The following is a 24,759-nucleotide window of genomic DNA, read 5'->3' as shown; positions in this document are numbered from 1 at the left end:
CCGCGAGCGTGCGAGGGGTGGGGGGCAGGGGGTCATTGTTCAGTCGGCCACAGGGGCGTGCGCGGCCTCGTGGTCGAGCAGCCAGCGCTTGACCGGCGTCCCCCAGCGGAACCCGCCGAGCCCGCCGTCGGAGCCGAGCACCCGGTGGCAGGGGACGAAGAGTGCGGCCGCGTTGCGGGCGCAGGCATTGGCCGCGGCGCGGACGGCCGCCGGCCGGCCGCAGCGGGCGGCGAACGCCGCGTAGGTGTCCGGACGTCCGGCGGGCACGGTCCGCAGCACCTCCCACGCCTCCTGGAGGAACGGGCCGGAGCGCTGCCGAACCACCACGTCGTCGATCGCGCGGACGTCGCCGGCGAAGAACTTCTCGACCACGTCGAGGACCGGGAGGTCGGCGACGAGCTCGCTCCCGGCCGGCCGCAGCGACCGGTGCACCACGGGCAGCAGGTCGGCCACGTCGTCGGTCCAGCCGCCGGCGATCACGACGTCCCGCCCCTCGGCGTCGGTGTCGACGACGACGGTGAAGGGGCCGGGCGGGGTTGCCACCGTGGCATGGCGGGCGAGCGTGGGAACGGTCATCAGGCACTCCTGGGGAGATCGGGTACGCGGGTGAAGAGGGACGGCACGGCGAGCGCCCACAGGTGCAGGACGGCGTAGGAGCGCCAGGGCCGCCAGCGGGTGGCGGCGTCGGCGTCGCTGCTGCCGAGGACGGCGAGGGACTTGCCGACGGCGAGGTCGCCGGGCAGCCAGACATCGGGATCGGCCATGCCGCGCAGCCCGACGAGTGCCGCGGTCCAGGGTCCGACGCCCGGGACGGCGACCAGCGCGCGACCGGCCTCCACGCGGTCGGCGCCGGGGTCCAGCGCGATGTCCCCGGCGGCCAGCGCCGCGGTCAGCGCGTGCACTGTCCGCCTGCGGGCACCGGTCAGCCCGACCGCCGTCAGGTCCGCCTCGGCGAGTGCGGCGGCGCGCGGGAAGGCGTGCGTGAGGGTGCCCACCGGCTCGGGGAGGGGAGTGCCCGCGGTCAGCAGCCGGGCGGTGAGGGTACGGGCGCCGGCCACCGACACCTGCTGGCCGAGCACCGCGCGCACCGCCAGTTCGTCGGCGTCGGGGGAGGCGGGGACCCGTCGTCCCGGTGCAGTGCGGACGAGCCGGCTGAGCGCGGGGTCGGCGCCGAGGACGTCGTCGACGGCGGCCGGATCGGCGTCCAGGTCGAGCATGCGGCGGCAGCGGGTGACGGCCGCGCCGAGGTCGCGCAGCTCGGCGAGCCGCAGCCGGGCGGTGACCGCCGGTCCGCCGTCCGGAGCGGGGGAGAGCTGGACCACGGCGGGGCCGTGCGGCAGGTCGAGGACCCGGGAGAAGGTCGTCCCGTCCCACTCCTCGAGGCCCGGGACGGCGTGCGCGCCGAGGAACAGCAGCACCTCGGCCGCCTCGTACGGGGCCCGGGCCGCCAGCCGGATCGTCAGCCAGCCGGGCGCTCCTGACGTCGTCCCGGGCGTGGTCCTCCGGAGGCCGCTCGGCGTCGACGCGAAGACCTCGCGGACGGTGTCGTTGAACTGCCGGATGCTGGCGAACCCCGCCGCGAAGGCCACGTCGGCCATCGGCAGGTCGGTGGTCTCGATCAGCAGCCGGGCCGTCTGGGCGCGCTGGGCCCGTGCCAGGGCGAGCGGGCCCACGCCGAGCTCGGCGACCAGCAGCCGGTGCAGCTGCCGTTCGGAGTACCCGAGCCGGGCAGCCAGGCCCGGGACGCCGCAGCGCTCGACCTCGCCGTCCGCGATCAGGCGCATGGCGCGGGCGACGACGTCGGCGCGGACGTCCCACTCGGGCGATCCGGGGACGGCGTCCGGCCGGCACCGGCGGCAGGCCCGGAAGCCGGCGCCCTGGGCAGCGGCGGCGGTCGTGAAGAACGAGACGTTGCGCGCCAGCGGGGTGCGCGCCGGGCACGACGGCCGGCAGTAGATGCCGGTCGTGCGCACCGCGGTGAAGAACCAGCCGTCGAACCGGGCGTCACGGCTTGCCACGGCCCGGTAGCAGCGTTCGTGGTCCAGCGGCCGGCTCATGACGACGAGCATGCCAGTGCGCGCCGACGAGAACTGGCGGTTTTCGGACGCCGCCGTGGGACGCGCCGTCCACCGTTCGGTGGACCGCGGACCAGCGGTTCGACGGTCCCGTGCGAGGGCCTCCGAGCCGGAGGCTTCTCCCATGACGACGACACAGGCCGCGGCCCTCCGGGCCGCGGCGACGGAGACCGAGCCGGCCGTGCGCATGCGCGGGCTGGTCAAGCGCTACGGAGGGCGGGCCGTCGTCGACGGCCTCGACCTCGAGGTGGGCCGGGGCGAGGTGTTCGCCCTCCTGGGGCCCAACGGCGCGGGCAAGACGACGACGATCGAGATCCTCGAGGGAGTCCGGAAGCGGGACGGCGGCGACGTCTCCGTCCTCGGTGCGGACCCGGGCCGGGCCGGCCGGTCGTGGCGGGCGCGCATCGGCGTGGTCAGCCAGGGCGAGGGGGCGGCCCAGGACCTCACCGTCCGGGAGATCCTCGACCACTTCTCGGTCTACTCCGCGACGCCCCGGCCGACCGCGGAGCTGATCGCAGCCGTGGGGCTGGACGAGAAGGCCGGCACGCGGGTCGGCCGGCTCTCCGGCGGCCAGCGACGCCGCCTCGCCGTCGCGCTCGGCGTGCAGGGCCGCCCGGAGCTCGTCTTCCTCGACGAGCCGACCACCGGCATGGACCCGGTCGCCCGGCGGCAGTTCTGGGAGCTCATCCGCGGGCTCCGCGCCGACGGCACGACCGTGCTGCTGACGACCCACTACCTCGACGAGGCGGCCGAGCTGGCCGACCGGGTGGGCGTGGTCGCCGACGGGCGGCTCGTCGAGGTGGCGCCGCCGGATGAGCTCGGTGCCGAGCTGCGCCGGACGGCCACGGTCCGCTGGATGGAGGACGGCGCTCCGCGGACGGTGCGCACCGAGGCGCCGGCGGCCGTGCTGCGCGACCTGCTCGCCGTCGCCGGGGACGTGCCCGGTCTCACCGTCACCCGCCCGACCCTCGAGGACGTCTACCTCTCACTCGTCGGCGCCCCGTCCACCACCGCCACCCAGGGAGACCTCCGATGACCGCCGTCCTGACCTCCGCCGCAGCCACCCGTCCCGCTCCGCCGTCGGCCGCCCGCATCGGGCTCGCCCGGGTGGGGCTGGAGCTGAAGCTGTTCTTCCGGGAGCGGCAGCAGGTGGTGTTCTCCTTCGCCTATCCCGTGATCATGCTGGTCATCTTCGCGGCGGTCCTGGGCGGCGACGAACGTCCCGGTGACGTCCCGTTCACGCACTACTTCCTCGCGGGGATCGCGGCGACCGGAATCATGCTGACCAGCTTCCAGGCGGTCGGGACGTCCATCGCGAGCGAGCGCGAGAACGGGCAGCTGGAACGGCTGCAGCTGCTGGGTACGCCGCCGGTGGCCTACTTCGTGGGCAAGGCCGGGCAGGTCCTGGTGACCACGGCGGCACAGCTGGCGCTGCTGCTGCCGCTGGCGCACTTCGCCTACGACGTCCCGATGCCTGCCGATCCGCAGCACTGGCTGACCTTCGGGTGGGTGGCGGTGCTCGGCGCTCTGGCCGGCACGGTCCTCGGCGTCGCGGTGTCGGCGCTGCGGGGCAGTGCCGCCTCGGTCACCACCGGCATCTCCGCCTTCGCCATCGTGCTGCAGTTCTTCTCCGGGGTCTTCTTCGGCTTCCTCGAGCTGCCGGGCTGGATGCAGCAGGTTGCGGCGCTCTTCCCGCTCAAGTGGCTGACGCAGGGCATGCGGTCGGCGTTCCTGCCCGAGGAGGCCGGTGCGTTCGAGGTGGCCGGCAGCTGGGAGCACGGCCGGACCGCGCTCGTGCTCGCCGCATGGGTGATCATCGGTGCCGTGGTGTGCGTGCGCACGTTCCGCTGGCGCCGGGGCGAGGGATGACCTCGAGCCCGGAGCCGCGGTCCGCCGTCGTCGCCCTTCCCGCGGGGGACGGCGGCGGTGCGCCGCTGTCCGAGCGCGCCCGACGGATCTCCGTGTTCGCCCTCCACGCGGCCTTCGTGCTGATGGTCGGCGTGGCGATCGTCGTCGTGGCCGTGGGCGACATGGACGGACGTGGCACGCTGCTGGCAGCACTGGGGGTCTGGGCGCTGGCCTACGTCGGATTCGGCCCCCTCGGGCTCACCGACTGGCGCCGGGAGTCCGCGACCGCCTACCTCGCTGTGCTGGTGGCGGTCGTTGCGGTGATCGCCTGGCAGGAGCCCTCGCTGCTGTTCCTGATGTTCCTGGCCTACCCGCAGGTCTGGTTCTTCGTCGAGAAGGTGCGCGTCGGGGCGCTCTGGACGCTGGCACTCGCTGTGGCGGCCGCGGCCGGGCCGGCAATCGCCTGGAGCCGCGGCGACGAGCCGCTCTGGGGTCCCGGGCAGACGCTGGTGGGCATGGTCTTCAGCCTCGCGATGGGGCTGTGGATCTTCCGGGTGCTGGACGAGAGTGCCGAGCGGGCGGCCCTCATCCGCGAGCTGGAGCGCACGCGTGCCGAGCTCGCGGAGCTGCACCACGCGCAGGGGATGGCGGCCGAGCGCGAGCGACTGGCCCGGGAGGTGCACGACACGCTCGCGCAGGGCTACACGAGCATCGTCGTCCTGGCGCAGACCGCGGCCGCGGGTCTGCCACCGGGCGCCGACGGCGTGGCCGAGCGGCTGGCGCTGATCGAGGAGGTCGCCCGCGAGAACCTCGGCGAGGCGCGGGCGATGGTCGCGGCGTTCTCTCCCCTGGCGCTGGACTCGGCCACGCTGGTCGAGGCGCTGGAGCGGCTGGTCGAGCGGTTCGGCCGGGAGACCGGCCTCGCGACGCGCCTGGACACGTCGGCGCTGGGGGACGGCGGAGCGGAGCTGAGCCGCACCGAGGAGGTCGTGCTGCTGCGGGGGGCGCAGGAGGCGCTGGCCAATGTCCGCCGGCACGCATCTGCGACGGCGGTGGTGCTGCGGGTCAGCCGGGTGGGAGCGGGGGAGTCTGCGCAGGTGTCGGTGCACGTGGAGGACGACGGAGTGGGCTTCGACCCCGAGGACGCGCCCGGTGTCGGGCTCGCGGGGCTGCGGCACCGCGCCGAGGAGGTCGGCGGCACGGTGGACGTCGTCTCGGCGCCGGGGCAGGGGACGCGTGTGACGGTGCGGGTGCCCGCCCGGTGAACGCGAGAACGACGGTCGAACGAGCATCGCAGCGAGCGTCAGCGAGCGAGGAGCGGAACGAGATCGGAGTCGAACCATGAGCACGGTCCGGGTGCTGGTGGTGGACGACCACCCGGTGGTGCGCGGCGGAGTCGTCGGGTGGCTGGCGGCGCAGCCGGACATCGACGTGGTGGCCGAGGCGTCCGACGGGCTGGAGGCGATCGCCGCGGTGGCCGAGCACGCGCCGGACGTCGTCCTCATGGACCTGCGCATGCCCCGCATGGACGGCGTCGCGGCAACCGGGCGCATCGCGGCGGCCCACCCCGCCGTCCGGGTGCTGGTGCTGACCACGTACGACACCGACGCCGACATCGTGCGGGCCGTGGAAGCCGGCGCCACCGGCTATCTGCTCAAGGACACCCCGCTGGCACAGCTCGCCGACGCGGTGCGGGCAGCCGCACGGGGCGAAACGGTGCTGGCCCCGCCGGTGGCCGCCCGGCTGGTGTCGCGCATGCGGACGCCGGCCGTGGAGGCGCCGACCGCGCGCGAGCTGGAGGTGCTCGCCGGGGTGGCGCGCGGCCTGACCAACGCCGACATCGGCCGGGAGCTGTTCATCGGCGAGGCGACGGTCAAGACGCACCTCCTCCGTGTCTTCGCCAAGCTCGGGGTCGACGACCGCACCCGCGCCGTGATGCTGGCTGTCGAGCGCGGCCTCCTACCACCTCCCGGGGCCTGACGGGCCGGTCGCCGGAGTCTGTGGACAGGGCCCTGACCTGGGGATTCGTGTGGTGGAGTGCCACCCCCAGCGATAGACTTCGAACACAGGATCGAACGGCTGGGGGTGTCATGCGGGATCTGCTGCAGACACTCCTGGACGCCAGAGATCTCGACGACCTGGTCACCGCCGATCAGGTGCTGGACCGGACGGCGCTGCTGGTGGCGGTGCGCAACGCGGCCGACGCCGAGCTGACGCGCACCGTCCGGCGCGCGGAGTGCATGCAGGCTCCCGAGCGGGACGGGCAGGCGTCGATGCGGTCCTGGCTCCGGGGCCACGTGCGCCTGTCGGCCCGGGAGGCCGCCCGGATCGTCCACAACGGCCGGGCACTGGAGCAACTGCCCGCCGTGGCGGCCGCGTTCGCTGCGGGGGCCGTCAGCGCCGACCAGGTCGCGGTGATCGCCCCGGTCGCGGCGGTGGAGGTGCAGGCCGAGGCGGTCGGGCAGGGCGTGGACCTGACCGAGGTGGACGCGACGCTGGCCGAGGTCGCCGCCACCCAGGTGCACGCCGCGCTGGGCGCGGTGGTGCAGCGCTTCCTCGATCTGCTCGACCCCGACGGCAAGGAGCCCGACCCCACGGACGAGCGGCGGCTGTCGATCGCCCGGCATCCCGACGGCAGCCGGACCTTCCGGGGTGAGCTCGACGCGGTCGGTGGGGAGAAGTTCGAGACCTGGCTGGAATCGCTGGTGCAGGCGAACCGGCCCGCCGGTGACACGCGCAGCCGCCCCCAGCAGCTGGCCGACGCACTGGTGCAGGGCGTGGACAACGCGCTGGCAGCAGGGCAGGTGCCGATCCTGCGCACGGTCAAGCCGCACGTGTTCGTCCGGATCGACCTCGACGACCTGGTCGATCCCGCTGTCGGCCGGGCCGCCGGCCACACCTGGTTCGGGGCTCAGATCTCCGCCGCCCGGGCCCGCATGCTGGCCTGCGACGGCAGCATCACCCGTGTCGTCTTCGGCCCGGACGGGCACACCCTCGACCTCGGCCGCACCCACCGGGTCGTGCCGCCCCCTCTGCGCAAGGCCGTGGAGCTGCGCGACGAGCACTGCGTGTTCACCGGCTGCGACGCCCCCTCCTGCTGGTGCGACGTGCACCATCTCCTGCACTGGGTCGAGGGCGGCGAGACCTCCCTGGCGAACTCAGCCCTGCTGTGCGAACGCCATCACACCAAGGTCCACCACGGCTTCCGCATCGAGCGGCAACCCGACGGTCGATGGCGCACCTACCGCCCCGACGGCACCGAGATCGTCCTAGGACAGCCGCTACCCGTCTAGTCGCGTGTCCGGACGGCCCGCGCGAAGCCCGTACCCTGGACTCCCGTGAGTCTCACCATCGGGATCGTCGGCCTGCCCAACGTCGGCAAGTCGACCCTCTTCAACGCCCTGACCAAGAACGACGTCCTCGCGGCGAACTACCCGTTCGCCACCATCGAGCCCAACGTCGGTGTGGTGGGCGTGCCCGACCCGCGGCTGGAGAAGCTCGCCGAGGTGTTCGGCTCGCAGAAGATCATCCCGGCGACGGTGTCGTTCGTGGACATCGCCGGCATCGTGCGCGGCGCCAGCGAGGGTGCGGGCCTGGGCAACAAGTTCCTCGCCAACATCCGCGAGAGCGACGCGATCTGCCAGGTGATCCGGGTCTTCACCGACCCCGACGTCGTCCACGTCGACGGCAAGGTCAGCCCGGCCGACGACATCGAGACGATCAACACCGAGCTCCTCCTGGCCGACCTGCAGACGCTGGAGAAGGCGATCCCGCGGCTCGAGAAGGAGATGCGCAAGGACAAGGAGCGCGCGGGGCTGCACATGGCCGCGGTCGAGGCGCAGAGGATCCTCAACGAGGGCCGGACGCTGTTCGCCGCCGGCGTGGACCCCGCACCGCTGCGCGAGCTGGGCCTGATGACGACCAAGCCCTTCCTCTACGTGTTCAACGTCGACGAGGAGGAGCTCGGCAACGAGGAGCTGATCGCCGAGCTGCGGGGCCTCGTCGCGCCGGCCGAGGCGATCCTCATGGACGCGAAGATCGAGTCGGAGCTCGCCGAGCTGCCCGCCGAGGAGGCCGCCGAGCTCCTGGCCGGCATCGGCCAGGACGAGCCCGGCCTGGACCAGCTCGCCCGCGTGGGGTTCGCCACCCTCGGCCTGCAGACCTACCTGACGGCCGGGCCCAAGGAGGCGCGCGCCTGGACGATCCCGGTCGGCGCCACCGCGCCCCAGGCCGCCGGTGTCATCCACACCGACTTCCAGCGTGGCTTCATCAAGGCCGAGATCGTGTCCTACGACCAGCTCATGGAGGCCGGGTCGATGGCCGAGGCGAAGGCCAGGGGCTGGGTGCGCATCGAGGGCAAGGAGTACGTCATGCAGGACGGCGACGTCGTGGAGTTCCGCTTCAACGTGTAGATCGGCATAAGACCGCAGGTCAGCGGCTTGTCGATCCCTCCCAATCCACACTCAGTCCACAAGAATCTGCGAGCAAGGCCTGCGCGGCGGTCCGTGTGCGGTCCTCGGCGCTCGGCCACAGGTGGCTGTACGTGTTCAGCGTCGTGGTGGCGGAGGCGTGCCCGAGGGCCCGCTGCACGGTGACGACGTCGCAGCCGGCCGCGATCAGGCCCGAGGCGTAGAAGTGCCGGAGGTCGTGCAGTCGAAGCCCCGCGATGCCGGCGGCCGCGGTGCTGGTGCGCCAGCGGTAGCCGACAGTGTTCTGGTGCGGGGGCTGTCCCGCTTCTCCGGTGAAGAGCCATCCACCACCCGGGCAGAACGCGGCGACATGCGCCGCCAGGATGTCGACAAGCCCTGGGGCGAGGAAGACGACCCGCTCGCTTCCGTACTTGGGCGGCCGCAACTCGACCCGGCCCGCGCCGCCTCGCTGCACCTGGCGGGTGACTGTGAGCGTGCGCCGCAGGAAGTCGATGTCCTCGACCTGGACGGCGGCGGCCTCGCCGAGCCGCAGGCCGGCGAACGCGCAGAGCGCGACGAACGGGCGGAAGGCGTCGTCGGCGGCCTGGAGGACGCCGCCGACCTGGGCCGCGGTGGGCAGGGTCATCGCGGCTGCCGCCCGGCGGCGCCGGGGGAGCGCGACGCCGACGCTCGGATCACTAGCCATCAGCTTGTCGGCGACGGCGCCGCGGAGGACGGCGCGCACGTTGTTCATCCGCGTGTGGACGGTGCCGGGGGCAAGGCCCCGGTTGACCATTGCCTTGACCCAGCCCTCGACGTGCGAGCGGCGCAGCGATCTCAGCGGGACGTCGGGGAACGGCACCGAACCGGCCGCGAGGTTCATCGCGAGGACCGTCCCCGGTGCCCACACCTGCCGGCGGGACCAGTCCGCGTAGAACTCGGCGAACGTAGTGCGCCCGGCGCCCGGGTCGACGTACGTTCCGCGCGCGATGTGCGCTGTCTGGTCATCCAGCCAGCGCTGGGCGTCGCGTTTGAGCGCGAAGGCCTTCATGATCTGGCGGCCCGACGGGTCCCGGAACTGCGGGCGGTAGCGCAGCCCCTTGCCGTCCAGCTCCGTGGGCACCAGGCGGCCGGTGGCCGGGTCCCTGCGACGCCATCGGTCCTGGATGCTCGCCATGGCTCCGCCTTTCAATCCGCATGGACCTCGCCGGACACCGACGCGGCCGAACGTAGTCCGGGGGCCTGACACTGTGTCGTGCTCGGGCCCCGACGCCGTCCCCGCAGTTCGACCGCGCGCTGCGCCCGGCCCGGCGGGCATCCGGTCAGCTTGACGTGACCTCGGGAAGCAGCGTGAAGGTCGCGACGTGGGCGGGGCGGACGACCGTGAAATGGCGCTGGTCGAAGGTGGCGACCCGATCGATGCGCAGGCGCTCGGCGATAGCGACGAGCGAGGCGTCGGTCCCGCCGAGACGGAGGTCCGCGTACCGCTCAACCAGGTCGGCCATGCGTGCGACGTCGGCAGTGGTCAGCTCTGCGAGTTGCAGCCCGCCGGGCCTGATGTCGCGGAGAAACCGGACCTCGGCGCCCGGGCCACCCCACTCGTTGAGGAGGTAGCAGACCTCTGCCAGCACGGTGGGGGGAACGAGCAGCGGCTCGTCGAGGGTCTCGAGCAATCGCGCCGCGGCGTCGTGGTTGGTGTCGGCGGTCCGGGCAGCGGCGACGAGGACGTTCGTGTCGACGAGGATCACTCGCGGCCGAAGCCTCGCTGCAGGTACTCGTCGGCGCGGGTGGACAGGTCCGCCGGACCACCGTGCACCGAACCGATGAAGTCGAGCTTTGCGCGGGTGGGCTGGGCAGCGTCTTCGCCGCTTGGCTGCCCCGGCTCCTCATCCGCGCGCACTACATGCAGGCGCTGGCCGGGCCGCACGCCGTGACGGCGCAACTCGGCGAGCAGCTCGGCTGCATCCTCGGGGACCGTCAGGTCCCAGCCGTCGGCGGAACTCATGAGCACAGGGTATCGGGATTCTCGGACCACGAGCCATGATCGCTGAAGCCGCTCCCTCCGCGTGAGTATGCCGGCTGGGGCGGGTCGCCGGAAGGGCGCTGCGCGGCCCTCCGGGCTGGGCCTTCGGCCCACCCTTCCCCCGACCCACCCCAGCCGGCCAGGAAGCGGTTAGCGGGAGCTGGCTGGGAAGTGACCAACCGTCGCACCCCGGCAGTTCCGTTTGGGGATCCTCAGCGGGATAAAAACGACGCGCGGCTGGTCGAGCGGAGACGCGCCCGCCACATGGTTGCGACGAACTTACGCACCGGTTGTCCCGCGGCCGACAGAGTGAACGATTAAATCGGCAGTCCTCACGTGGGCACCCGGTCTGCTGCGGGTCTGGCGAGTGCCCTCAGAGGTCGATGCCGGTGAGGACCAGGGTACGGTCGTAGGTGAGGTCTTCCATCGCGTAGCGGACGCCTTCGCGTCCGATGCCGGAGCCCTTCGTTCCGCCGTAGGGCATCTGGTCGGCGCGGTAGCTGGGGACATCGCCCACGATGACGCCTCCGACCTCGAGGTCGCGGTGTGCGCGGAATGCGGTGGTGATGTCGTGGGTGAAGACCCCCACCTGCAGTCCGAAATCGGAGTCATTGACGGCGGCGAGCGCCTCGTCGAGGCCGTCGACGGCTCGTAGGGACAGCACGGGGGCGAAGACCTCGTCGCGGTCGACGCGCGCTCCGGGGGGCACGTCGACCAGCACGGTCGGCTCAAGGCGGGCGTAGTCGCGTCTGCCGCCGGTGAGGACGTGCGCGCCGGCGTCGACGGCTTCGGTGATCCAGGAGTGCGCGCGCTGGGCGGCGCGTTCGTCGATCATCGGGCCCAGGGTGGTCTCTTCCCGCTCTGGGTCACCGAGCACCTGCGCTTGGACTTCGGCGACGACGAGGTCGCGCAGTTGGTCGAACACGCTGCGGTCGGCGATGACCCGTTGCACGGAGATGCAGGACTGGCCGGCTTGGCCGACGCCGAACGTGGCAATCCGCTGGGCAGCGCGCTGCAGGTCGGCGAGGCTGTTCCAGTCGGCGCACACGACGACGGCGGCGTTGCCGCCGAGTTCGAGGGTAACGTGCTTACGGGGTACGAGGTCGCGGATCCCCCAGCCGACTGGCCCGGAGCCGGTGAAGGACACGACCGGTAGTCGCGGGTCGGTAACCAGAGGGTTCATGCGTTCGTTGGGCACGGTGAGAATCGACCAGGACCCGGCGGGGAGGTCTGTCTCGGCGAGTAGGCCACCCAAGAAAAGGGCTGACAGTGGTGTGGCGGGGGCGGGCTTAAGCACGATGGGTGCGCCCACGGCCAGGGCGGGGGCGACCTTGTGGGCGACCAGGTTCAGCGGGAAGTTGAACGGGGTGATGCCCAGGACGGGTCCGCGGCTCACGCGCCGGTTGAGCGCTATGCGGCCTTCTCCCGACGGGTCGGTGTCCAGGCGCTGCAGGTCACCGACCCAGCGGCGGGCCTCCTCCCCGGCCAGGCGGAACGTCGCTGCGGCTCGATCGACCTCGGCCCGGGCCCAGCGGACCGGCTTGCCGCCTTCGGCGACGATCACCGCGGCCAGATCCTCGCGGGACTCCGTCAGGCGTCGCGACACGTGGGCCAGGGCGTCGGCACGGCGGTGGGCGGGCAGGCCCGCGAACTCCGGTGCCACGTGGTGCGCGGCGGACACCGCGGCCTCGACGTGCTCGGGGTCGGCGACGGTCACATGCCCGGCGGGGTCACCGCCGTCGGGGCGGGTGACCGGCTGGGTCTGCGAGCCCCACACCTGGGCGCCGGCGACGCGGATGGGGGTCGTCTCGAGCTGCACTCCGGGTCCTCTCGGTGAGCTGCTGGGCATGGCGATGCCGCAGGGTGGTCGACCCGGTCGGGCCGACCACCCTGCGGCGCGCGGTCAGGCGTTGGCGGCCTTCTTCTCCCGCTTCTCCTGCAGTAGTTCCAGCGCCTGGATCAGGTAGGTGCGGAACACCGGGTGGTTCTCACTCATCGGAAAGTGCCCGATCGCGGGCATGTAGATGAAGGACCCGTTGGTGATGGCGTTGGCGGTGCGCTCGCTGTCCTCGGGGGTGGTGAGGTAGTCGTACTCGCCGGTCATCATCACGACCGGGCATTTCTCGCCGTCGATGTCCCCGAGCTTGCCGCGCAGGTCGTGGTCGACGGAGTAGAAGTGCAGGTCACCCTTGAAGGCCTCGGAGCCCTGGGTGTAGTAGAACCAGGTCTTCCACCGGTCGGCCTCGGGAGACTGCGGGGCCATCAGGTCCCAGGTGCCGCTGGCGCAGACCTGGGCGGCGTTGGCGTGCGGGTGCTGCCACCAGTCCAGGTAGAAGCCCGGGGAGTAGTCGGCGCCCTCGACGCTCAGGACACCGGCGAACCGGTCGGGCCGGCGCAGGGCCAGCTGCAGGGCGACGTTCCCGCCGAACGAGGACCCCATGAAGATCGGGTCCTCCAGCTCGAGGGCGTCGGCGAGGGCGATGATGAAGTTGGAGTAGTGCTCGGCGGAGAGCTGGTACTCCTCCTTCCACCACTCGGTGTTCTCCGGCGGGTCGGACTTGCCGTGGCGGGGCAGGTCGTAGGCGATGACCCGGTAGTTGGCGGTGATCTCCTCGTCCTCCAGCAGCCCGCGCCACTGGTGGTTGTGGCAGCCGGCGGTGTGCTGGCACAGGATCGGCTGACCGGTCCCGTTCTCCAAGTAGAAGACCTTGTACTGCAGGCCGTCGACGTCGACGGTCACGTAGTGGCCGGTGACGGGTGAGATCTTGCTGTTGCTCATGGGGGTTATTCCCTTCCTCAGACCGGGGAGCCGACGACGCGCAGGAGCTCGACCTGGCGGGTGATGCAGCGCAGGTTCTGCATGAGGATCAGGAGGTCGCCCTCGAGCTTCATGTCTCGCTGGAAGCTGGCCGCCCAGATGCCGTGGAACATGGCAGCGGGGGTCTCCTCACCGAACCCGCGCCAGGTCTCAGCGGAGGCCCGGATGGCGAACTGGTAGGCGACGTCCAGGGGGCCCGGGTCAACGGTGACGTGGGTGACCTTGCCGGACTCGACCTGGATGACGTAGGTCCGCTCGGTGGCGTCCAGGAGGTAGGAGCAGGTGAAGTACTTGCCGTGCGCCTGGATCTCGGGGTCGGTGTTGCTGGCGTCGGTGAAGGCCGTGGCCCATGCTTCGGCCGACGGGGCGCGGGTGGGCGCACTCATCGTTGAGTCCTCTCTGAGGGAACGGGGATGACCGGCCACCGGGCGAGCCCTGTGGCGGCTGTCACCATCAGACGGCGGCGCCGGCCGCACGTCCAATACCTGCTCCCTACGGACCGATAGGCACGCTCTATTGGTGTCCGCGCAGCTCACAGCCTAACTTGGTGTGGTGCCGGACACGCCTGAACTGCGCTCACTCCGGTACTTCGTCGCCGTGGCGGAGGAACTTCACTTCGGCCGCGCCGCCGCCCGGCTGCACATCTCCCAACCCTCGCTGAGCGTTCAGATTCGCAAGCTCGAGCACTCCCTGGGTGTGCGGTTGTTCGAGCGCACCAGCCGGCACGTCGAACTCACCGTCGTAGGCACGGTGCTGTTGGAGGAAGCGCACCGCCTGCTCACCGGTGCCGACCGGCTGGTCGCCGCGACCCGGGAGGCCTCGCGAGGAGTGCACGGCACGCTCGTCGTCGGGTTCCAGGGCAATGCCGCCGCCGAGCTGACCCCCAAGATCCTCACCGCCTTCCAGACCCGGCATCCCCGGGTGCAAGTCGAGATGCGCTCTCACGACTTCGCCGACCCCTACGTCGGCCTGGCCACCGGTAGCGTCGACGTCGCCTTCGTCCGCCCACCACTGCTGGTGCACGACTGGCTGAGCATCGAGACGCTCTTCGTCGAGCCCCGCCTGCTGGTCACCTCGACCGACTTCCCGCTGGCCAGCCGTCGCCGGATCAGCGTGGAGGAAGTCCTCGACAAAGCCTTCGTCGCGCGACGCGCCCCCGAGTACTGGCGGGACTTCTGGCTGGCCACCGACACCCGCGGCCCGCACACAGTCAAGCTCGGCGCCGAGGTCGGCAGCGTCGACGAGTGCTTCGAAGCCATCCTCTCCGGCCGCGGTGTCGCGTTCACCCAGGCGTCGACGCAGCGCTTCTACGACCGCCCCGGCCTCACGTTCATCCCGGTCGAGGGGCTGCCGCCCTCGTCGCTGGCGATCGCCTGGCGCAACGACATGGACGCCCCACCCGTGAACGACTTCGTCGAGACCGCGCGCATGCTCGCCGCCCTCGACCTCGTCCCCGGTGCGCTGACTCCCCCCCAACCCACGGCTGCCGCGCCACTGGCGCTGGCCGTCGTGGGTCAGTAGAACCGCCGCGCCCGCCGCCGACGCCCGCGCGGCCTACGGCGCCGGCACCGGGGCAGCGCTACCTGTCTTCTTCGACCATTCAGCGGGGCGGCCGTGCCGCGAGCTGCGCGTTCATCGTCTGCACGAGGTCGACCCAGCCGGGGTTGATGGCGGACAGCTACTCGAGCTCGACGCCGCACTCCCATCGGGCCAGGCCCATCTGGTGGCGGGCGTATACGGGGTCTAGGCCAAGCCCGGCGACACCCGCTCCCTTGAACATCGCCTCGCCCACAGGGACGACATCCCCGAGACCGCCGTCCGCCACCGCTTCTGCCGCACCCTCGGTGGCCTGGCCGCCGCTGCCTCACGCCTTCCAAGAAGTCCTCAACACAGCCGGGGCCTAGCGACGCGTCGCTGTCGCGTCGGAAGTTATCACCGGCCTCATGCGCGTGCCGGACGGATTAGCCGCGCAGCGGTCAGGAAGGCTGGGACTTGGTAGAGAAGAGACCCCATGGCGATAACCGGCCCACGAGTGGAAGCCTCCGCCACAGCAGCCCGTTGGCGAGGCGGTCCTTCGGCTCAAGGTTGTGGTGCCCGTGCGCCACGGCCGGCGGCGGCTCCGGGACGGCCAGGCGGCGGACGGTGAACACCGCCTGGGCAATCGCCGCAGCCAGCAACGCGTCCCTCGCTCAGCGCGTTTCCGCAAATCAATCATTCAACGGTTACCAACGCTTCTGACCAAGCAAACTGGCTCTTCCCAGATGAGGGTGTAGGTCGGCCGGGCGCGTCGGTCCGCAGATAGACGTCGAGGTCTCCCGACGATGGAGGTTCCTACGCCATCCATCCGAAAGACCTCGACGTGACCGACGCTACCCCGCCGGCCGGCTTCGGCCGCCCTGACCTGAGCGCCTTCGCGTCTCATCCCAATCGACCCTGATCGAGTCTGCTGACCCCCTCGACGAGAACGCAGCGACATCACAGCCACCCAACCCCGACCGTCCGGGAAGCCGGGACACGTCACATGGCCTGTGCTGCGGGCGTGTCGAGTGGGTCGTCCAGGGGCGACGCAGGAGCGTCGACGCGACGTGCTGAGAGGTGGTTCCAGTCGAGCACTAGGACACCGGCTACAGGCATGGCGATAGGTCAGGAACGGCGTCGCTCCCTGCGCAGGAGGGAGCGCAGAGTCTCGGCGTTCGCGTAGCCGACCCGTAGCGCGATCTCGGCGGAGGTGAGGTCCGTGGTTGCTGAGAGGTGCCGAGCTCGTTCGATGCGAAGCCGTTGGACGAAGCCGAGCGGAGTGAGGTTGAGCGCCGCACGGACTCGTCGTTCGAGGGTGCGCCGGCTGGTGCCGAGCGACTGCGCGACGAAGGCGACGTTGAACGGTTCGTCCAGGCGGGCGCGCACGAAGCGTTCGAACTCGACGACGATCGGGTCCTCGTGCCGGAGATGTTCGTAGGCGACGAAGGCCGCCTGCGACGGACGCTCGTCGATGATGAGGAGCTTGGCGACATGTTGGGCCAGGTCGGGGCTGATCGATCGCACGAGTGAGAGCGCGAGGTCGATGTGGGCGAACGCGGCGCCGGCGGTGACGAGGTTCCCGTCGACCACGACCATGGTGTCGAGATCGAGGGCGACGGTCGGATAGCGCTTCAGGAACTCCGGCCCCAGGAACCAGCTGGTCGTCGCCCGCCGATGATGCATCCGTCCGGTCTCGGCGACAGCGAACACGCCGGTGCACGCCGCGGCGATCCGGGTGGTCGCGTCGTCGAGGCGCCCGAGCGAGGCGATGACCGAACGAGCATCTCGGCTCTGGAGGGCGTCGTTGGTAGCGGTGGCCGTGAGGGTTCCAAGCGCAGGGACGACGACCACGTCGAACTCTGCGGACTCCGACAGCGGGTGGTCCACCGACAGGGTCATCGATGCCGTCGTGGTCACTCTCCGTTTCGGTCCGAGGATGGCGAGTTCGATCGGGTCGATCCGCGGGTCGACATCGCCGCGGGCTCCGTCGGCCACCCGCACGATGTCGATGACCGACGCGACAGCCGAACCGAAGCAGCCGTCGATCGCGATCAGTCCGATACGCATGGCGCGAACAATAGCAATACTGCCGTATACGCCACTTCTCACATGCCCTTGCTCGTCATACGCTGAACTCGCTTCACCAAGAAACCTCGACACCTAGGAGAACCCCTCATGTCCACACCCGCATCACTTCCGTATGCCTTCGTCGCCAAGATCGTCGCGGCCGATGGACAGCACGACGCGCTCGCCGATCTGCTCGCCGGCGCTGTCGCGCTCGCCAACGAAGAAGTAGGAACGATTGTCTGGTTCGCGGTCAGGACCCACGCCGACACCTTCTGGATCTTCGATGCATTCCCCGACGAGGCCGCTCGCGACGCCCACGCCAACGGCGCCATCGTCGCAGCCCTGATGGCCAACCAGCACCTCCTCGGCGCAGCACCCGAGATCCTGGCGGCCGACGTCCTCGCGTCCAAGCTCCCGTAGTCCGCCAACGCACGAGACGATCGCGCCCCGCCGAGCCGTCGCCAGGTCGCGACGCAACGCCACGCTGCGTTGCCGAGCGGTGCGAGGCCTATCGGCACACGGACAGGATGCCGGCCGCGAGCGCTCAGCCGGCGAGGGGTCCGTCGCAGAGGAGAGCGACGTCGGTGTCGGGCAGAGCCGTGAGGCCAGCGCATCGCGCGACCACCAGAACCGAACCGCCCCTGCCCTGCGTTTCCGCAGGTCAGGGGCTGTTCGCCGGAGCCGCCTGTCGGAATCGAACCGACGACCTAATCACGTCGGCTTTGCGTCTATCGCTTGATGCGCCCACTGGGCGAACGAGCCGCTGACCTGCGCAAACGCCGAGCGTGGGGGACGCCGCCATCCGGTGGTGACCGACGACGACCGACCAGTACCGACCGTTTCACCGGAGCTTTCGGCGGCGTCGAAGCCGAGCAAGCTCCATTCCTTTAGCTCACCGCGCCCTCCTCCTCGCCGGTCCCGTCGTCGTCGAAGACGTTTCAGGGGTCTTCTCAGATGACGGTGTAGGTCGGCCGGGCGCGTCGGTCCGCAGATAGACGTCGAGGTCTCCCGACGACGGAGGTTCCTACGCCATCCATCCGAAAGACCTCGACGTGTCCGACGCTACCCCGCCGGCCGGCTTCGGCCGCCCTGACCTGACCGCCTTCGCTCGACTCGACGGCCTCGGTCTGAGCGTGACCGGACAACGACTTGAACCGGATCGTGCGGTCCTCGCGTGCCGCGTGGTGGAACCAGATCAGTGGTGCCGACGGTGCGGCAGCGAAGGCGCTGCTCGTGACACCGTGATCCGGCGGTTGGCCCACGAGCCGCTGGGCTGGCGACCGACCGTGCTGGAAGTTGTAGTGCGCCGCTACCGCTGTGCCGACTGCGGACACGTGTGGCGCCAAGACACCAGCGCCGCGGCGGAGCCACGCGCGAAGCTCTCGCGCACCGGGCTGCGGTGGGCGCTGGAAGGGATCGTGGTCGCACACCTCACCGTCGCCCGTGTCGCCGAGGGACTCGGGGTCGCGTGGGACACCGCCAACAACGCGGTCCTGGCTGAAGGCAAGCGGCTGCTGATCAACGACCCCACGCGGTTCGAGGGCGTGAAGGTCATTGGCGTCGATGAGCACGTCTGGCGCCACACCAGGCGTGGCGACAAGTACGTCACCGTGATCATCGACCTCACCCCGGTCCGCGATGGCGCCGGCCCAGCAAGGCTGCTGGACATGGTCGAGGGCCGGTCGAAGGCGGCGTTCAAGACCTGGCTCGCCGACCGCGACGACGCCTTCCGTGACGCGGTCGAGGTGGTCGCGATGGACGGCTTCACCGGGTTCAAGACCGCCGCTGCAGAGGAGATCCCGGACGCGGTCACGGTGATGGATCCCTTCCACGTCGTGCGCCTGGCCGGTGACGCCCTCGACAGGTGCCGGCGCCGGGTCCAACTCGCGATCCACGGGCACCGTGGGTTCAGGGACGACCCGCTCTACAAGTCGCGGCGCACGCTGCACACCGGCGCGGACCTGCTCACCGACAAGCAGAGCGACAGGCTACGCGCGCTGTTCGTTGATGACGCTCACGTCGAGGTCGAGGCGACCTGGGGTGTCTACCAGCGCATGATCGCCGCCTATCGCCACGAGGACCGGCAACGTGGCCGCGAGCTCATGGAGAAGCTGATCACCGACCTCAGCGCCGGCGTCCCCAAGGTGCTCACCGAGCTCACCACCCTGGGCCGGACCCTGAAGAAGCGAGCCGCTGACGTGCTCGCCTACTTCGAACGACCCGGCACCAGCAACGGGCCGACCGAGGCGCTGAGGTCGGTGATCAGCTTCTCCATGAGCTCGCGGCCACGTTGCCGGTCCTCGTGGCGATAGGCGGCGATCATGCGCTGGTAGACACCCCAGGTCGCCTCGACCTCGACGTGAGCGTCATCAACGAACAGCGCGCGTAGCCTGTCGCTCTGCTTGTCGGTGAGCAGGTCCGCGCCGGTGTGCAGCGTGCGCCGCGACTTGTAGAGCGGGTCGTCCCTGAACCCACGGTGCCCGTGGATCGCGAGTTGGACCCGGCGCCGGCACCTGTCGAGGGCGTCACCGGCCAGGCGCACGACGTGGAAGGGATCCATCACCGTGACCGCGTCCGGGATCTCCTCTGCAGCGGCGGTCTTGAACCCGGTGAAGCCGTCCATCGCGACCACCTCGACCGCGTCACGGAAGGCGTCGTCGCGGTCGGCGAGCCAGGTCTTGAACGCCGCCTTCGACCGGCCCTCGACCATGTCCAGCAGCCTTGCTGGGCCGGCGCCATCGCGGACCGGGGTGAGGTCGATGATCACGGTGACGTACTTGTCGCCACGCCTGGTGTGGCGCCAGACGTGCTCATCGACGCCAATGACCTTCACGCCCTCGAACCGCGTGGGGTCGTTGATCAGCAGCCGCTTGCCTTCAGCCAGGACCGCGTTGTTGGCGGTGTCCCACGCGACCCCGAGTCCCTCGGCGACACGGGCGACGGTGAGGTGTGCGACCACGATCCCTTCCAGCGCCCACCGCAGCCCGGTGCGCGAGAGCTTCGCGCGTGGCTCCGCCGCGGCGCTGGTGTCTTGGCGCCACACGTGTCCGCAGTCGGCACAGCGGTAGCGGCGCACTACAACTTCCAGCACGGTCGGTCGCCAGCCCAGCGGCTCGTGGGCCAACCGCCGGATCACGGTGTCACGAGCAGCGCCTTCGCTGCCGCACCGTCGGCACCACTGATCTGGTTCCACCACGCGGCACGCGAGGACCGCACGATCCGGTTCAAGTCGTTGTCCGGTCACGCTCAGACCGAGGCCGTCGAGTCGAGCGAAGGCGGTCAGGTCAGGGCGGCCGAAGCCGGCCGGCGGGGTAGCGTCGGACACGTCGAGGTCTTTCGGATGGATGGCGTAGGAACCTCCGTCGTCGGGAGACCTCGACGTCTATCTGCGGACCGACGCGCCCGGCCGACCTACACCGTCATCTGAGAAGACCCCTGAAACGTCTTCGACGACGACGGGACCGGCGAGGAGGAGGGCGCGGTGAGCTAAAGGAATGGAGCTTGCTCGGCTTCGACGCCGCCGAAAGCTCCGGTGAAACGGTCGGTACTGGTCGGTCGTCGTCGGTCACCACCGGATGGCGGCGTCCCCCACGCTCGGCGTTTGCGCAGGTCAGCGGCTCGTTCGCCCAGTGGGCGCATCAAGCGATAGACGCAAAGCCGACGTGATTAGGTCGTCGGTTCGATTCCGACAGGCGGCTCCGGCGAACAGCCCCTGACCTGCGGAAACGCAGGGCAGGGGCGGTTCGGTTCTGGTGGTCGCGCGATGCGCTGGCCTCACGGCTCTGCCCGACACCGACGTCGCTCTCCTCTGCGACGGACCCCTCGCCGGCTGAGCGCTCGCGGCCGGCATCCTGTCCGTGTGCCGATAGGCCTCGCACCGCTCGGCAACGCAGCGTGGCGTTGCGTCGCGACCTGGCGACGGCTCGGCGGGGCGCGATCGTCTCGTGCGTTGGCGGACTACGGGAGCTTGGACGCGAGGACGTCGGCCGCCAGGATCTCGGGTGCTGCGCCGAGGAGGTGCTGGTTGGCCATCAGGGCTGCGACGATGGCGCCGTTGGCGTGGGCGTCGCGAGCGGCCTCGTCGGGGAATGCATCGAAGATCCAGAAGGTGTCGGCGTGGGTCCTGACCGCGAACCAGACAATCGTTCCTACTTCTTCGTTGGCGAGCGCGACAGCGCCGGCGAGCAGATCGGCGAGCGCGTCGTGCTGTCCATCGGCCGCGACGATCTTGGCGACGAAGGCATACGGAAGTGATGCGGGTGTGGACATGAGGGGTTCTCCTAGGTGTCGAGGTTTCTTGGTGAAGCGAGTTCAGCGTATGACGAGCAAGGGCATGTGAGAAGTGGCGTATACGGCAGTATTGCTATTGTTCGCGCCATGCGTATCGGACTGATCGCGATCGACGGCTGCTTCGGTTCGGCTGTCGCGTCGGTCATCGACATCGTGCGGGTGGCCGACGGAGCCCGCGGCGATGTCGACCCGCGGATCGACCCGATCGAACTCGCCATCCTCGGACCGAAACGGAGAGTGACCACGACGGCATCGATGACCCTGTCGGTGGACCACCCGCTGTCGGAGTCCGCAGAGTTCGACGTGGTCGTCGTCCCTGCGCTTGGAACCCTCACGGCCACCGCTACCAACGACGCCCTCCAGAGCCGAGATGCTCGTTCGGTCATCGCCTCGCTCGGGCGCCTCGACGACGCGACCACCCGGATCGCCGCGGCGTGCACCGGCGTGTTCGCTGTCGCCGAGACCGGACGGATGCATCATCGGCGGGCGACGACCAGCTGGTTCCTGGGGCCGGAGTTCCTGAAGCGCTATCCGACCGTCGCCCTCGATCTCGACACCATGGTCGTGGTCGACGGGAACCTCGTCACCGCCGGCGCCGCGTTCGCCCACATCGACCTCGCGCTCTCACTCGTGCGATCGATCAGCCCCGACCTGGCCCAACATGTCGCCAAGCTCCTCATCATCGACGAGCGTCCGTCGCAGGCGGCCTTCGTCGCCTACGAACATCTCCGGCACGAGGACCCGATCGTCGTCGAGTTCGAACGCTTCGTGCGCGCCCGCCTGGACGAACCGTTCAACGTCGCCTTCGTCGCGCAGTCGCTCGGCACCAGCCGGCGCACCCTCGAACGACGAGTCCGTGCGGCGCTCAACCTCACTCCGCTCGGCTTCGTCCAACGGCTTCGCATCGAACGAGCTCGGCACCTCTCAGCAACCACGGACCTCACCTCCGCCGAGATCGCGCTACGGGTCGGCTACGCGAACGCCGAGACTCTGCGCTCCCTCCTGCGCAGGGAGCGACGCCGTTCCTGACCTATCGCCATGCCTGTAGCCGGTGTCCTAGTGCTCGACTGGAACCACCTCTCAGCACGTCGCGTCGACGCTCCTGCGTCGCCCCTGGACGACCCACTCGACACGCCCGCAGCACAGGCCATGTGACGTGTCCCGGCTTCCCGGACGGTCGGGGTTGGGTGGCTGTGATGTCGCTGCGTTCTCGTCGAGGGGGTCAGCAGACTCGATCAGGGTCGATTGGGATGAGACGCGAAGGCGCTCAGGTCAGGGCGGCCGAAGCCGGCCGGCGGGGTAGCGTCGGTCACGTCGAGGTCTTTCGGATGGATGGCGTAGGAACCTCCATCGTCGGGAGACCTCGACGTCTATCTGCGGACCGACGCGCCCGGCCGACCTACACCCTCATCTGGGAAGAGCCAGTTTGCTTGGTCAGAAGCGTTGGTAACCGTTGAATGATTGATTTGCGGAAACGCGCTGAGCGAGGGACGCGTTGCTGGCTGCGGCGATTGCCCAGGCGGTGTTCACCGTCCGCCGCCTGGCCGTCCCGGAGCCGCCGCCGGCCGTGGCGCACGGGCACCACAACCTTGAGCCGAAGGACCGCCTCGCCAACGGGCTGCTGTGGCGGAGGCTTCCACTCGTGGGCCGGTTATCGCCATGGGGTCTCTTCTCTACCAAGTCCCAGCCTTCCTGACCGCTGCGCGGCTAATCCGTCCGGCACGCGCATGAGGCCGGTGATAACTTCCGACGCGACAGCGACGCGTCGCTAGGCCCCGGCTGTGTTGAGGACTTCTTGGAAGGCGTGAGGCAGCGGCGGCCAGGCCACCGAGGGTGCGGCAGAAGCGGTGGCGGACGGCGGTCTCGGGGATGTCGTCCCTGTGGGCGAGGCGATGTTCAAGGGAGCGGGTGTCGCCGGGCTTGGCCTAGACCCCGTATACGCCCGCCACCAGATGGGCCTGGCCCGATGGGAGTGCGGCGTCGAGCTCGAGTAGCTGTCCGCCATCAACCCCGGCTGGGTCGACCTCGTGCAGACGATGAACGCGCAGCTCGCGGCACGGCCGCCCCGCTGAATGGTCGAAGAAGACAGGTAGCGCTGCCCCGGTGCCGGCGCCGTAGGCCGCGCGGGCGTCGGCGGCGGGCGCGGCGGTTCTACTGACCCACGACGGCCAGCGCCAGTGGCGCGGCAGCCGTGGGTTGGGGGGGAGTCAGCGCACCGGGGACGAGGTCGAGGGCGGCGAGCATGCGCGCGGTCTCGACGAAGTCGTTCACGGGTGGGGCGTCCATGTCGTTGCGCCAGGCGATCGCCAGCGACGAGGGCGGCAGCCCCTCGACCGGGATGAACGTGAGGCCGGGGCGGTCGTAGAAGCGCTGCGTCGACGCCTGGGTGAACGCGACACCGCGGCCGGAGAGGATGGCTTCGAAGCACTCGTCGACGCTGCCGACCTCGGCGCCGAGCTTGACTGTGTGCGGGCCGCGGGTGTCGGTGGCCAGCCAGAAGTCCCGCCAGTACTCGGGGGCGCGTCGCGCGACGAAGGCTTTGTCGAGGACTTCCTCCACGCTGATCCGGCGACGGCTGGCCAGCGGGAAGTCGGTCGAGGTGACCAGCAGGCGGGGCTCGACGAAGAGCGTCTCGATGCTCAGCCAGTCGTGCACCAGCAGTGGTGGGCGGACGAAGGCGACGTCGACGCTACCGGTGGCCAGGCCGACGTAGGGGTCGGCGAAGTCGTGAGAGCGCATCTCGACTTGCACCCGGGGATGCCGGGTCTGGAAGGCGGTGAGGATCTTGGGGGTCAGCTCGGCGGCGGCATTGCCCTGGAACCCGACGACGAGCGTGCCGTGCACTCCTCGCGAGGCCTCCCGGGTCGCGGCGACCAGCCGGTCGGCACCGGTGAGCAGGCGGTGCGCTTCCTCCAACAGCACCGTGCCTACGACGGTGAGTTCGACGTGCCGGCTGGTGCGCTCGAACAACCGCACACCCAGGGAGTGCTCGAGCTTGCGAATCTGAACGCTCAGCGAGGGTTGGGAGATGTGCAGCCGGGCGGCGGCGCGGCCGAAGTGAAGTTCCTCCGCCACGGCGACGAAGTACCGGAGTGAGCGCAGTTCAGGCGTGTCCGGCACCACACCAAGTTAGGCTGTGAGCTGCGCGGACACCAATAGAGCGTGCCTATCGGTCCGTAGGGAGCAGGTATTGGACGTGCGGCCGGCGCCGCCGTCTGATGGTGACAGCCGCCACAGGGCTCGCCCGGTGGCCGGTCATCCCCGTTCCCTCAGAGAGGACTCAACGATGAGTGCGCCCACCCGCGCCCCGTCGGCCGAAGCATGGGCCACGGCCTTCACCGACGCCAGCAACACCGACCCCGAGATCCAGGCGCACGGCAAGTACTTCACCTGCTCCTACCTCCTGGACGCCACCGAGCGGACCTACGTCATCCAGGTCGAGTCCGGCAAGGTCACCCACGTCACCGTTGACCCGGGCCCCCTGGACGTCGCCTACCAGTTCGCCATCCGGGCCTCCGCTGAGACCTGGCGCGGGTTCGGTGAGGAGACCCCCGCTGCCATGTTCCACGGCATCTGGGCGGCCAGCTTCCAGCGAGACATGAAGCTCGAGGGCGACCTCCTGATCCTCATGCAGAACCTGCGCTGCATCACCCGCCAGGTCGAGCTCCTGCGCGTCGTCGGCTCCCCGGTCTGAGGAAGGGAATAACCCCC

General features: G+C 70.5%; 21 protein-coding genes and 2 pseudogenes. 11 read left to right on the top strand and 12 right to left on the bottom strand.

Features of this window, described 5'->3' with window-relative positions:
• Positions 1–39: 39 nt before the first annotated feature.
• Both E4P40_RS07155 and E4P40_RS07150 read right to left on the bottom strand, forming a co-directional pair.
• Positions 40–576 (bottom strand): methylated-DNA--[protein]-cysteine S-methyltransferase, encoded by a 537-nt coding sequence (locus E4P40_RS07155; RefSeq protein WP_135158106.1) that lies wholly within the window; start codon positions 574–576, stop codon positions 40–42.
• Positions 576–2,057: an AlkA N-terminal domain-containing protein gene (locus tag E4P40_RS07150; protein WP_135158107.1), complete on the bottom strand. Its 1,482-nt coding sequence runs from the start codon at positions 2,055–2,057 to the stop codon at positions 576–578. Before E4P40_RS07150 ends, E4P40_RS07155 begins: the two co-directional genes overlap by 1 nt.
• Before the next feature lie 142 nt (positions 2,058–2,199).
• Between E4P40_RS07150 and E4P40_RS07145 the strand changes: the two genes are divergently transcribed.
• From E4P40_RS07145 to ychF, 6 genes are all read left to right on the top strand, one after another.
• Complete coding sequence (locus E4P40_RS07145; RefSeq protein WP_135158108.1) at positions 2,200–3,111, top strand: ABC transporter ATP-binding protein; 912 nt, start codon at positions 2,200–2,202, stop codon at positions 3,109–3,111.
• The gene (locus tag E4P40_RS07140; protein WP_135158109.1) at positions 3,108–3,944 is read left to right on the top strand and encodes an ABC transporter permease; all 837 of its coding nucleotides are present in this window, start codon (positions 3,108–3,110) and stop codon (positions 3,942–3,944) included. Before E4P40_RS07145 ends, E4P40_RS07140 begins: the two co-directional genes overlap by 4 nt.
• Positions 3,941–5,188, top strand: coding sequence for a sensor histidine kinase (locus tag E4P40_RS07135; protein ID WP_135158110.1), 1,248 nt, complete (start codon positions 3,941–3,943; stop codon positions 5,186–5,188). The genes E4P40_RS07140 and E4P40_RS07135 overlap by 4 nt, the downstream gene beginning before the upstream one ends.
• A gap of 76 nt (positions 5,189–5,264) precedes the next feature.
• Positions 5,265–5,903 carry a response regulator transcription factor gene (locus E4P40_RS07130; RefSeq protein ID WP_135158111.1) on the top strand — a complete coding sequence of 213 codons (639 nt, stop codon included), beginning with the start codon at positions 5,265–5,267 and terminating at the stop codon, positions 5,901–5,903.
• Positions 5,904–6,013: 110 nt separating this feature from the next.
• On the top strand, positions 6,014–7,216 hold the full coding sequence (locus E4P40_RS07125; RefSeq protein ID WP_135158112.1) for an HNH endonuclease signature motif containing protein: 1,203 nt from the start codon (positions 6,014–6,016) through the stop codon (positions 7,214–7,216).
• Positions 7,217–7,261: 45 nt separating this feature from the next.
• Positions 7,262–8,335, top strand: a complete 1,074-nt coding sequence (gene ychF, locus E4P40_RS07120) for a redox-regulated ATPase YchF (protein ID WP_135158113.1) — start codon at positions 7,262–7,264, stop codon at positions 8,333–8,335.
• A gap of 19 nt (positions 8,336–8,354) precedes the next feature.
• Here ychF and E4P40_RS07115 read toward each other — a convergent pair whose 3' ends face one another.
• The 6 genes from E4P40_RS07115 to E4P40_RS07090 form a co-directional block, all read right to left on the bottom strand.
• Positions 8,355–9,509: a site-specific integrase gene (locus E4P40_RS07115; protein ID WP_135158114.1), complete on the bottom strand. Its 1,155-nt coding sequence runs from the start codon at positions 9,507–9,509 to the stop codon at positions 8,355–8,357.
• 145 nt (positions 9,510–9,654) lie between these two features.
• Positions 9,655–10,080, bottom strand: a complete 426-nt coding sequence (locus E4P40_RS07110; protein WP_135158115.1) for a PIN domain-containing protein — start codon at positions 10,078–10,080, stop codon at positions 9,655–9,657.
• The gene (locus E4P40_RS07105) at positions 10,077–10,337 is read right to left on the bottom strand and encodes a hypothetical protein (protein ID WP_135158116.1); all 261 of its coding nucleotides are present in this window, start codon (positions 10,335–10,337) and stop codon (positions 10,077–10,079) included. The genes E4P40_RS07110 and E4P40_RS07105 overlap by 4 nt, the downstream gene beginning before the upstream one ends.
• A gap of 391 nt (positions 10,338–10,728) precedes the next feature.
• On the bottom strand, positions 10,729–12,174 hold the full coding sequence (locus tag E4P40_RS07100; protein ID WP_245160179.1) for an aldehyde dehydrogenase family protein: 1,446 nt from the start codon (positions 12,172–12,174) through the stop codon (positions 10,729–10,731).
• 84 nt (positions 12,175–12,258) lie between these two features.
• Entirely contained in the window at positions 12,259–13,134 is an 876-nt protein-coding gene (locus tag E4P40_RS07095; protein WP_092200908.1) for an alpha/beta hydrolase, read from the bottom strand.
• A gap of 17 nt (positions 13,135–13,151) precedes the next feature.
• A complete protein-coding gene (locus E4P40_RS07090) occupies positions 13,152–13,559 on the bottom strand; it encodes a hypothetical protein (RefSeq protein WP_092200905.1) in 408 nt (135 codons plus the stop codon).
• 166 nt (positions 13,560–13,725) lie between these two features.
• Between E4P40_RS07090 and E4P40_RS07085 the strand changes: the two genes are divergently transcribed.
• Positions 13,726–14,694: a LysR substrate-binding domain-containing protein gene (locus E4P40_RS07085; RefSeq protein WP_135158117.1), complete on the top strand. Its 969-nt coding sequence runs from the start codon at positions 13,726–13,728 to the stop codon at positions 14,692–14,694.
• Positions 14,695–15,816: 1,122 nt separating this feature from the next.
• Here the strand turns inward: E4P40_RS07085 and E4P40_RS07075 are convergent.
• Positions 15,817–16,758, bottom strand: coding sequence for a helix-turn-helix domain-containing protein (locus E4P40_RS07075; protein WP_135158118.1), 942 nt, complete (start codon positions 16,756–16,758; stop codon positions 15,817–15,819).
• 108 nt (positions 16,759–16,866) lie between these two features.
• Between E4P40_RS07075 and E4P40_RS07070 the strand changes: the two genes are divergently transcribed.
• Together E4P40_RS07070 and E4P40_RS07065 are read left to right on the top strand one after the other, a co-directional pair.
• Complete coding sequence (locus tag E4P40_RS07070) at positions 16,867–17,178, top strand: antibiotic biosynthesis monooxygenase (RefSeq protein ID WP_003941073.1); 312 nt, start codon at positions 16,867–16,869, stop codon at positions 17,176–17,178.
• A gap of 632 nt (positions 17,179–17,810) precedes the next feature.
• Positions 17,811–19,010, top strand: a pseudogene (locus E4P40_RS07065) (ISL3-like element ISPfr2 family transposase); the annotation flags it as partial.
• On the opposite strand, the pseudogene E4P40_RS07060 reads toward E4P40_RS07065, so the two are convergent.
• Both E4P40_RS07060 and E4P40_RS07055 read right to left on the bottom strand, forming a co-directional pair.
• Positions 19,004–20,083, bottom strand: a pseudogene (locus E4P40_RS07060) (ISL3-like element ISPfr2 family transposase); the annotation flags it as partial. The pseudogenes E4P40_RS07065 and E4P40_RS07060 sit on opposite strands and share 7 nt — an antisense overlap.
• A gap of 632 nt (positions 20,084–20,715) precedes the next feature.
• Positions 20,716–21,027 carry an antibiotic biosynthesis monooxygenase gene (locus E4P40_RS07055; RefSeq protein ID WP_003941073.1) on the bottom strand — a complete coding sequence of 104 codons (312 nt, stop codon included), beginning with the start codon at positions 21,025–21,027 and terminating at the stop codon, positions 20,716–20,718.
• A 108-nt stretch (positions 21,028–21,135) separates the two neighbouring features.
• Between E4P40_RS07055 and E4P40_RS07050 the strand changes: the two genes are divergently transcribed.
• The gene (locus tag E4P40_RS07050; protein ID WP_135158118.1) at positions 21,136–22,077 is read left to right on the top strand and encodes a helix-turn-helix domain-containing protein; all 942 of its coding nucleotides are present in this window, start codon (positions 21,136–21,138) and stop codon (positions 22,075–22,077) included.
• 1,122 nt (positions 22,078–23,199) lie between these two features.
• Here E4P40_RS07050 and E4P40_RS07040 read toward each other — a convergent pair.
• A complete protein-coding gene (locus E4P40_RS07040) occupies positions 23,200–24,168 on the bottom strand; it encodes a LysR substrate-binding domain-containing protein (protein ID WP_135158117.1) in 969 nt (322 codons plus the stop codon).
• Positions 24,169–24,334: 166 nt separating this feature from the next.
• Here E4P40_RS07040 and E4P40_RS07035 point away from each other — a divergent pair, with 166 nt between their 5' ends.
• The gene (locus E4P40_RS07035) at positions 24,335–24,742 is read left to right on the top strand and encodes a hypothetical protein (RefSeq protein WP_092200905.1); all 408 of its coding nucleotides are present in this window, start codon (positions 24,335–24,337) and stop codon (positions 24,740–24,742) included.
• Positions 24,743–24,759 lie beyond the last annotated feature (17 nt).

It is taken from the genome of Blastococcus sp. CT_GayMR20, assembly GCF_004570345.1.
Note: the sequence above shows the minus strand (reverse complement) of the source record. Positions and strands in the feature narration are given on the sequence as shown.